Annotated in this window: 7 protein-coding genes and 1 pseudogene; 1 reads left to right on the top strand and 7 read right to left on the bottom strand. The window is 65.8% G+C overall.

All coding sequences use genetic code 11. The features are described 5' to 3' along the window. Nucleotides 1-19: 19 nt before the first annotated feature. The 7 genes from tgt to cckA form a co-directional block, all read right to left on the bottom strand. Complete coding sequence (gene tgt / locus FMZ75_RS06245) at nt 20-1,147, bottom strand: tRNA guanosine(34) transglycosylase Tgt (RefSeq protein WP_166141723.1); 1,128 nt, start codon at nt 1,145-1,147, stop codon at nt 20-22. Nucleotides 1,148-1,160: 13 nt separating this feature from the next. Continuing rightward, nucleotides 1,161-1,505: a hypothetical protein gene (locus FMZ75_RS06250; RefSeq protein ID WP_166141724.1), complete on the bottom strand. Its 345-nt coding sequence runs from the start codon at nt 1,503-1,505 to the stop codon at nt 1,161-1,163. Next, nucleotides 1,502-2,554 carry a tRNA preQ1(34) S-adenosylmethionine ribosyltransferase-isomerase QueA gene (queA, locus tag FMZ75_RS06255; protein ID WP_166141725.1) on the bottom strand — a complete coding sequence of 351 codons (1,053 nt, stop codon included), beginning with the start codon at nt 2,552-2,554 and terminating at the stop codon, nt 1,502-1,504. Before queA ends, FMZ75_RS06250 begins: the two co-directional genes overlap by 4 nt. 230 nt (nt 2,555-2,784) lie before the next feature. Beyond that, nucleotides 2,785-3,237, bottom strand: coding sequence for a peptidylprolyl isomerase (locus tag FMZ75_RS06260; RefSeq protein WP_166141726.1), 453 nt, complete (start codon nt 3,235-3,237; stop codon nt 2,785-2,787). A gap of 83 nt (nt 3,238-3,320) precedes the next feature. Continuing rightward, a complete protein-coding gene (locus tag FMZ75_RS06265) occupies nt 3,321-3,872 on the bottom strand; it encodes a peptidylprolyl isomerase (protein WP_166141727.1) in 552 nt (183 codons plus the stop codon). Between the two features lie 26 nt (nt 3,873-3,898). Then, entirely contained in the window at nt 3,899-4,399 is a 501-nt protein-coding gene (gene coaD / locus FMZ75_RS06270; RefSeq protein ID WP_166141728.1) for a pantetheine-phosphate adenylyltransferase, read from the bottom strand. A 289-nt stretch (nt 4,400-4,688) separates the two neighbouring features. Then, nucleotides 4,689-7,199 (bottom strand): cell cycle histidine kinase CckA, encoded by a 2,511-nt coding sequence (cckA, locus tag FMZ75_RS06275; RefSeq protein ID WP_166141729.1) that lies wholly within the window; start codon nt 7,197-7,199, stop codon nt 4,689-4,691. A 231-nt stretch (nt 7,200-7,430) separates the two neighbouring features. Between cckA and FMZ75_RS06280 the strand changes: the two are divergent. Then, nucleotides 7,431-8,012: pseudogene (locus FMZ75_RS06280) on the top strand (flagellar biosynthetic protein FliO); the annotation flags it as partial.

Genomic DNA, 8,012 nt, shown 5'->3' on the forward strand with positions numbered 1-8,012 from the left:
CAGCAATTCTGAAGAGTGCTCATGGGCGCGCCTCTCCGCGCGCCCAGCCTTCCTTCGTCTCCGCGATGAAATCGGCGAGCCGCCCCTGCTCTATCGCCTCGCGCAGCCCGGCCATCAGCTCCTGATAATAAGCGACGTTGATTTCCGTCAGCAGCATCATGCCGAGGATTTCTTGCGCCTTCACCAGATGATGCAGATAGGCGCGGGAATAATCGCGCGCCGAGGCGCAAGCGGCGCCTTCGTCGAGCGGCGCAGCGTCGTCGGCATGACGCGCATTACGAAGATTTACGCGCCCGAAGCGCGTATAGGCGAGGCCATGGCGCCCGGCGCGCGTCGGCATCACGCAATCGAACATATCGACGCCGCGCAGCACGGATTGCACGATATCGTCCGGCGTGCCGACGCCCATCAGATAACGCGGCTTCTCCTCGGGCAAATGCGGGATAACGATGTCGAGCATCGCCAGCATCACATCCTGCGGCTCGCCGACCGCGAGTCCGCCTATGGCGAGACCGTGGAAATCCATGCCAGCCAGCGCCTTCGCGCTCTCTATGCGCAGCGGCGGAGAAGCGCCGCCCTGCACTATGCCGAAGAGCGCCTTACCTTTGGCGTCGCCGAAAGCCTTGCGCGAGCGCTCCGCCCAGCGCAGCGACAGGCGCATGGCGCGCTCGGCCTCCGCATCCGTGCAAGGCAGGCGCACGCATTCGTCGAATTGCATGTGAATGTCGGAGTCGAGCAGGCGCTGAATTTCCATCGAGCGCTCGGGGGTCAGCATATGGCGCGAGCCGTCGATATGGGATTGGAAGGCGACGCCCTCCTCGTTCAGCTTGCGCAGCTTGGACAGCGACATCACTTGAAAGCCGCCGGAATCGGTGAGGATCGGATGCGGCCAATTCATGAATTTATGCAGGCCGCCGAGCGCGGCGACGCGCTCCGCGCCGGGTCGCAGCATCAGATGATAGACATTGCCGAGCACGATATCCGCGCCCGTCGCGCGCACATCCTGCGGAAACATCGCCTTGACTGTCGCCGCCGTGCCCACGGGCATGAAGGCCGGCGTACGTATGTCGCCACGCGGCGTCGAGACGAGGCCGCGCCGCGCCGCGCCGTCTTTGGCGAGCAGCCGAAAAGAAAATTGCTCGGTCATGCGTCTCTCATTGTCAGCTCTTGGCGCCGAGAGACGCCACTTTGACGATCTCATAAACACCGAAATCGCGCTCGTTCCAATGCATGGTGAAGCGCTCGCCGACCTTGATCGCGACGCTGCGCAGATCAGTGCGCCACGCTTCCGCCGCGCCCATGCCGAAATCCAGAGCGCCATCGCGCCGCAGCACGAAAGGCCGGCATTTGCCGCCGGAAAGATCGCAGGCGCCGAAAGTCTCCCAATGCGAGATCACGCGGCGGCTGTCGGCGTCTATGCGCAGATCGAGCGTCAGCGGACATTCGGTGCGATCGTCGCGCCAGAGCGCCAGAACGCGCACGTCGAGGAAAGCCGGCTCGCTCATTTGCGCAGCAGCAGGCAAGCGTCGCCGTAGGAATAGAAGCGATAGCCGGACGCGATCGCATGAGCATAGGCCGCGCGCATGCGCTCGAGCCCGGCGAAGGCGCAGACCAGCATGAAAAGCGTCGAGCGCGGCAGATGGAAATTGGTGAGCAGCGCGTCGACGGCGCGGAAGCGATAGCCGGGCGTGATGAAGATCGCCGTCTCGCTCGCGAATTCCGCGAGCGTTCCATCCTCGCGCGCCGCGCTCTCCAGCACGCGCAGCGCAGTGGTGCCCACAGCGATGACGCGCCCTCCCCGCGCGCGCGTCTCGTTCAGCGCCTGCGCCGTGGCGGAGTCGAGCGCGCCCCATTCGGAATGCATCTTATGCTCTGCCGTGTCCTCGACCTTCACCGGAAGAAACGTCCCGGCGCCGACATGCAACGTCACGCGATGCAGCGATACGCCTTTCGCCTGCAGCTCTTCGACGAGGCGCGGCGTGAAATGCAGGCCCGCGGTCGGCGCGGCGACGGCGCCGGCGTTGGCGGCGAACAGCGTTTGATAATCCGTCTCGTCGCGCGCGTCGGCGGCGCGTTGGCCGGCGATATAGGGCGGCAGCGGCATGACGCCGGCGGCCTCCACGGCTTCGTCCAAGGCGGTGCCCGCGAGCGCGAAGCCGAGCAATAGCTCGCCATTCTCGCCCTTCTCGAGCGCCGTCGCCGCGAGCGCGCCATCCGCGCCGAAACGCACAGTTTCGCCGATGGCGAGCTTCTTCGCCGGCTTGACCAGCGCGCGCCAGCGATCGGCCGCGACGCGTTCGATGAGCGTCGCCTCTATATGGGCGCGCGTTTCGCCGCGCGCGCGAAAGCCGGAGAGGCGCGCGTGAATGACGCGCGTGTCATTGACGACGAGCGCATCGCCGGGCGCGAGAAAATCGGTCAGATCGCGAATGGAGCGCTCGAGGACGTCGCCGTCCGGCGGAACGACCAGCAGACGCGCGCTATCGCGCGGCTCGGCGGGACGCAGCGCGATCCTCTCTCGCGGAAGCTCGAAATCGAAGAGATCGACGCGCATGGGTGTTTTTTTTTGCGAAGCCTGCGTGCGCGACTCCTTCTCCCACTCGTGGGAGAAGGTGGCCCTCGTGTCAGCGAGGGTCGGATGAGGGCGACGCCGCTCGATCGGCGCCGCCTCGAAATTTGTTCGACGGGGGCGATGGCGAGAGCCCTCATCCGACCCGGCTTCGCCGGGCCACCTTCTCCCGCAGGCGGGAGAAGGGAGCGCGAACTTTCATAGGCGACGGAAAATCAGACCAGCGAGGCCTTGACGATCTTGTCCGGGTCCTTCACCGGCTCGCCACGCTTGATCTTGTCGACATTCTCCATGCCGGAGATCACCTCGCCCCACACCGTATATTTCTTGTCGAGGAAGCGGGCGTCGTCGAAGCAGATGAAGAATTGCGAATTGGCGGAGTCGGGGTTTTGCGCGCGCGCCATGGAGCAGGTGCCGCGCACATGCGGCTCGGCGTTGAACTCCTGCTTCAGGTCGGGATATTTCGAGCCGCCGGTGCCGGTGCCGTGCGGACAGCCGGTCTGCGCCATGAATCCGTCGATGACGCGATGGAACACGATTCCATCATAGAAGCCTTCGGAGACGAGCTTCTTGATATGCGCCACATGATTGGGCGCGAGATCGGGGCGGAGCTTGATCAAAACGTCGCCCTGCGTCGTCTCGAGCTTCAGATTTTCGGCTTCGGACATGTCCACTCCTGTCGGTTCTACATTTCGCCCGGCGAAGCAATCCGAGGGCCGCGGCGGTCGGATCGCAGCGCGAGAAGGCGCGATCAGCTATTGTCGCCGGCGAGGCGCAGCTTGATGATCTTGTCCGGGCTCGACACTTTGCCATTGTCGGCCTTGTCGCCCTTCTTGATCTTGTCGACGATATCCATGCCGGAGACGACCTCGCCGATCACCGTATATTGCTCTTCGAGATAGCGCGCCGGCGCGAGGCAGATGAAGAATTGCGAATTGGCCGAGTCCGGGTTCTGGCTGCGCGCCATGCCCAGGGTGCCGCGCACGAATTTCTCCTTGGAGAATTCGGCCGGAATATTCGGCAGGTCGGATTTTCCCATGCCCGTGCCGGTCGGATCGCCGGTCTGCGCCATGAAGCCGTCGATGACGCGATGGAACACGATTCCATCGTAGAAATGACGCTTGGCCAAGGTCTCGATCTGCGCCACATGCTTGGGCGCTATGTCGGCGCGCAGCTTGATGACGATGCGGCCGTCCTTGGTGTCGAGATAGAGCGTATGCTCGGGCGCATCCTCGGCGCGGGCTGCGCAGGCGGAAGCGGCGGCGAGAGCGGCGAGCGTAAAGCTGCGGCGATCGATAGGCAATCGAGCCTCCCTTTGCGTGTTTTCTGTCAGCGTCTGGAGAGCGCGCGGCGCAGAGCCTCCGCCGCCTCTGGCGGAACAAAGGCCGAGACATCGCCTCCGAGCGAGGCGATCTGCCGCACGAGCGTCGCGGTGATGTGCCGGACCGCTGGAGACGAAGGGTGAAAAATGGTCCTGATCTCCGGCGCCATGGCGAGATTCATCCCCGCCATCTGCATTTCATAGTCGAAATCGGAGCCATCGCGCAATCCGCGCAGGATCAGCCCGGCGCCATGCTCGCGCGCCGCCTCCACCGCGAGCCCGGCGAAGGAGACCACCTCGAAACGGCAGGAGGCCGCCTCCGCGAGCCCAGCGCAGACCGTCTCGATGAGCGCGACGCGCTCATCGAGCGGGACCAACGGCGTCTTGCCCGGATGCGCGCCTATGGCGATGACGAGCCGATCGCAGAGGCTCGCCCCGGCCCGGATCACGTCCAAATGGCCGAGGGTCAGAGGATCGAAGGAGCCAGTGTAGAGGACGGTGCGGGTCATGGCGCGGATATAGGCGATTTTCGGCGGAGCGGCGAGGCCCGATCGCCGACTCCTCTGCCTGACGCAATCGCGTCGCGAGGGAGATAACCCTTCGAAGCGGCGGACTAATGATCACATGGTGATGTAATCTTCCACTCTGCACCAGCCTGTGTAATCACAGCCGAGCGCGAGCGCGTAGAAACCCCAAAATAAGATCACCAAGAACATCGAGAAAGCGAGACCTACCGCTCCGATAGAGCCGACGCCTATTCGGACAATCGTGGTCGCAACTCGAGGAAACGACATAGACTCACCCCAGGCTCGCCTTCACCGTCTCGATCAGCTGCTTCAGGCTGAAGGGCTTGGGCAAGAAGCCGAAATCGCCTTCCGGCAGATTTTTGGCGAACGCCTCCTCGGCGTAGCCCGAGACGAACACCACCTTCGCCGTCACGCCGCGCTTGCGCAATTCCGCGAACATGGCCGGGCCGTCCATCTCCGGCATCACCACATCGGAAACGATGAGGTCGATGCGCTGGCCTTCGCGCTCCACCACCTCCAGCGCCTCGAGGCCGGAGGCGGCCTCCATCACATTATAGCCGCGCGAGCCCAGCGCTCGCGCCGCGAAGGCGCGCACGGCGTCCTCGTCCTCGACCAGCAGGATCGTCCCCTGCCCCGTGTAATCGGCGGCGGGCTTGGCGGCCTCGGGCTTGGCGGCGATCTCGCCGACCTCCGGCACATGGCGCGGAAGGAAGATGCGGAACACGGTTCCGCGCCCGATCTCGCTCGCCGGGAAAACGAAGCCGCCCGACTGCTTGACGATGCCGAACACCATGGAGAGGCCGAGGCCTGTGCCTTTGCCGACCTCTTTTGTGGTGAAGAAGGGCTCGAAAATCTTGGCCATCACATCCGGCGCTATGCCGGCGCCATTGTCCTCGACCTCGATCAGCACATATTCGGCCGGCGTGAGCGAGGCTTCGCCGAAGGCGGCGCATTCGCCCGCGGCGATATTGCGCGTGCGCAGCTGGATGCGTCCGCCCGATTCCGGCATGGCGTCGCGGGCGTTCACCACCAGATTGATGATGACCTGCTCGAATTGATTGATGTCGGCCTTCACGAACCACAGATCGCGGCCGTGCTTCAAATCGACCTCGACCTTCTCGCCGACGAGACGGCGCAGCAGCAATTGCAGCTCCGACAGCACATCGCCGAGCTGCAGCACCTGCGGCCGCAAGGTCTGGCGGCGCGAGAAGGCGAGCAGCTGGCGCGTGAGGCCGGCGGCGCGATTGGCCGTCTGCTTGATCTGGATAATGTCCTGGAAGGACGGATCGGTCGGCCGGTGATTGGCGAGCAGCAGGTCCGAATAGCCGATGATGGCAGTGAGCATATTGTTGAAATCATGCGCCACGCCGCCAGCGAGCTGGCCGACCGCCTGCATTTTCTGCGATTGGGCGAAGCCCTCCTGCAGCTTGCGATGCTCGGTGGTGTCGAGCGCGTAGATGGTCGCGCCCTTTTTGCCGGCGTCCTCCGAGGGGGCAACGAAGAAGCGCGCCGAGCGCGTCGGCAGCCCGTCCTCCTCCTGCAGCGTGGCGTCGATTGGCGGCACGTCGCCGCGATTGTCCAGAGCCGCGGCAATGGCCTCCTTCAGCGCGACGCGGTCGCGCTCGACGACGCTGGCCAGCACCGGCCAGGCGGCGGCGCCCTTCAGCGCCTGCGGCAGCAGCTTGGCGAAGGCGGCGTTGGAGCGCGTGACCTTGCCGTCGGGATCGATGGCGGCGATGGCCATGGGCGTCGAATTGAAGAAACGCGCGAAACGCACCTCGGCGGCGCGCAAATCCTCCTCCGGCTCCTCGCCGGCGGTGCGGTTGAGCACCAAGGTCCGCGAGGCGCCCGGCGCGCCGTCCTGGCCGAAGGCGACGCGATGCAGCAGCCGCACCGGCAGAGAGCGGCCGTTGCGGCGCTTCAGATCGAGGTCGATCTGCGCAGTGCGCACCTCGCCCGAGCCGCCGGTGATGGCAGTGAGCAGCGTCGAGCCATTATTGGCGACGATATCGGCGAGCGAGACGCCGCCCGAGCCGACCTGGGTGAGGTCGTAGCCGAGCCAGCCCGCCAGCGTCTTGTTCATATAGGAGATCGCCCCGTCCGGGCCGGCCGAGAAAAAGCCCGCCGGCGCGTGATCGAGAAAGTCGATCGCGTGCTGGAGCTCCTGAAAGACATTCTCCTGGCGCTGGCGGTCGGCGGTGGCGTCGACGACTGTCCACAGATTCGTGTGGCGCGCGCCGTCGCGCCCGAGGGGACGCACGCGAATGCGATACCAGCCGACCTCGGCGTCGCCCGTGAGCGGCGGGACGAGGCGCACATCCTCGGCGTGGGCGCGTCCGGCGCGCGAGGCCTGGGCGAGGCGGTAGATCGCCTCGGACACTTCCGCCGGGCCCGAGAACAGTCGCTCGACTGTCAGCAGCCCGGCCGGATCGCGCGATCCGCATAGCTCGAGATAGGCGTCATTGGCGTAGACGATCTGCGTGTCGCCCTCGGTGACGAGCAGTCCCTCGGAGAAGGAATCGGCGATCCGCCGGGCGATGTCGAGATGCGTGGAGCGGCCAGGAAAGCGTAAAAAACCAACGGCATAGGCGAAGGCGCAGAAAACCCCCGCGACGGCGAGCAGCGCCAAGAGGCCGACGGCGAATTTGGGCGCCGCCGGCGCCGGCAGCAGAGAGGCGACGACGATCGCGCCGACGAGGGCGATGGCGAGAGCCAGAACCAGGCCGACGTTTCCGGGGCGTTCGGTGCGGTCGTAAGCGGGCGGCGCCGTCCTGTCGGTCACGGGTATCGTCTCGGCTGTGCTCCTGCGCCGGGCAAAGCGCCACGGCGCAGGCAGAATCACGCGGAACAATGGCCCCGGCCGGAGCCGATGGCAATGTCCTTGCGCATTTTCCGCAAGCGCGAATCACGAAGCTCGCCCTATTAACCATTGTTTAACCTTTGAGGCGCGCTTGCGTCCAACGCCGATAGACTGCATTCTCGCGCCGCGTCACGACGAAAGAAAAATCGATTCATGCCGTCCAGCATCACACAGTCGCAGCTCCTGCCGATACTCGCCGCAATTGTCGCGTTCCTGTTCGCGGCGCTGCTGCTCGTCTACATCTACCGGCTCCTGTTCGGACGACGCATCAAGGCTCCTGGGCCGCGCAACCGGCCGCGCCGCCTCGATATCGTCGATACGTTCGACGTCGACGGCGACCGCCAGCTGGTCATCGTGCGGCGCGACAATGTCGAGCATCTTCTGCTCATCGGCGGGCCCAATGATCTTCTGGTCGAGGCCTCGATCAGCCGCGTCGAGGCGCGCGAGCCGCGCCCACGCGAGAAAGAGGCCGCCGGCCCGGGCTGGCCGCTCGGCCCGGCCGCGCCTCAGGCGCCCGCGCCCGTTCTGCCGCCGCTCGGCCCCTCCGCTCCTTCGATAGAGAGCGAAGCGCCGAAGCCGGAGCCGGCCGCGCCGCCTCAGGCGCCCGGCCTCGCGCCGCTGCCGCCGGATTTATTCGGCCCGCCGCCATCCAAGCCGCCGGCGCCGCCAGCCGCTCCCGAGGCGCCCGCGCGCGCGGGAACGCCGCGCTTCACGCCGCAGCGGCCGCCCTTCACC

Source organism: Methylosinus sp. RM1 (assembly GCF_011378635.1).
Classification (GTDB): Bacteria; Pseudomonadota; Alphaproteobacteria; order Rhizobiales; family Beijerinckiaceae; genus Methylosinus; species Methylosinus sporium.

What these genes read in the sequence shown, in the direction of transcription:
- tgt (WP_166141723.1), bottom strand. Translation starts at nt 1,147, where the DNA reads ATGACCGAGCAATTTTCTTTTCGGCTGCTCGCCAAAGACGGCGCGGCG.
- FMZ75_RS06250 (WP_166141724.1), bottom strand. Translation starts at nt 1,505, where the DNA reads ATGAGCGAGCCGGCTTTCCTCGACGTGCGCGTTCTGGCGCTCTGGCGC.
- queA (WP_166141725.1), bottom strand. Translation starts at nt 2,554, where the DNA reads ATGCGCGTCGATCTCTTCGATTTCGAGCTTCCGCGAGAGAGGATCGCG.
- FMZ75_RS06260 (WP_166141726.1), bottom strand. Translation starts at nt 3,237, where the DNA reads ATGTCCGAAGCCGAAAATCTGAAGCTCGAGACGACGCAGGGCGACGTT.
- coaD (WP_166141728.1), bottom strand. Translation starts at nt 4,399, where the DNA reads ATGACCCGCACCGTCCTCTACACTGGCTCCTTCGATCCTCTGACCCTC.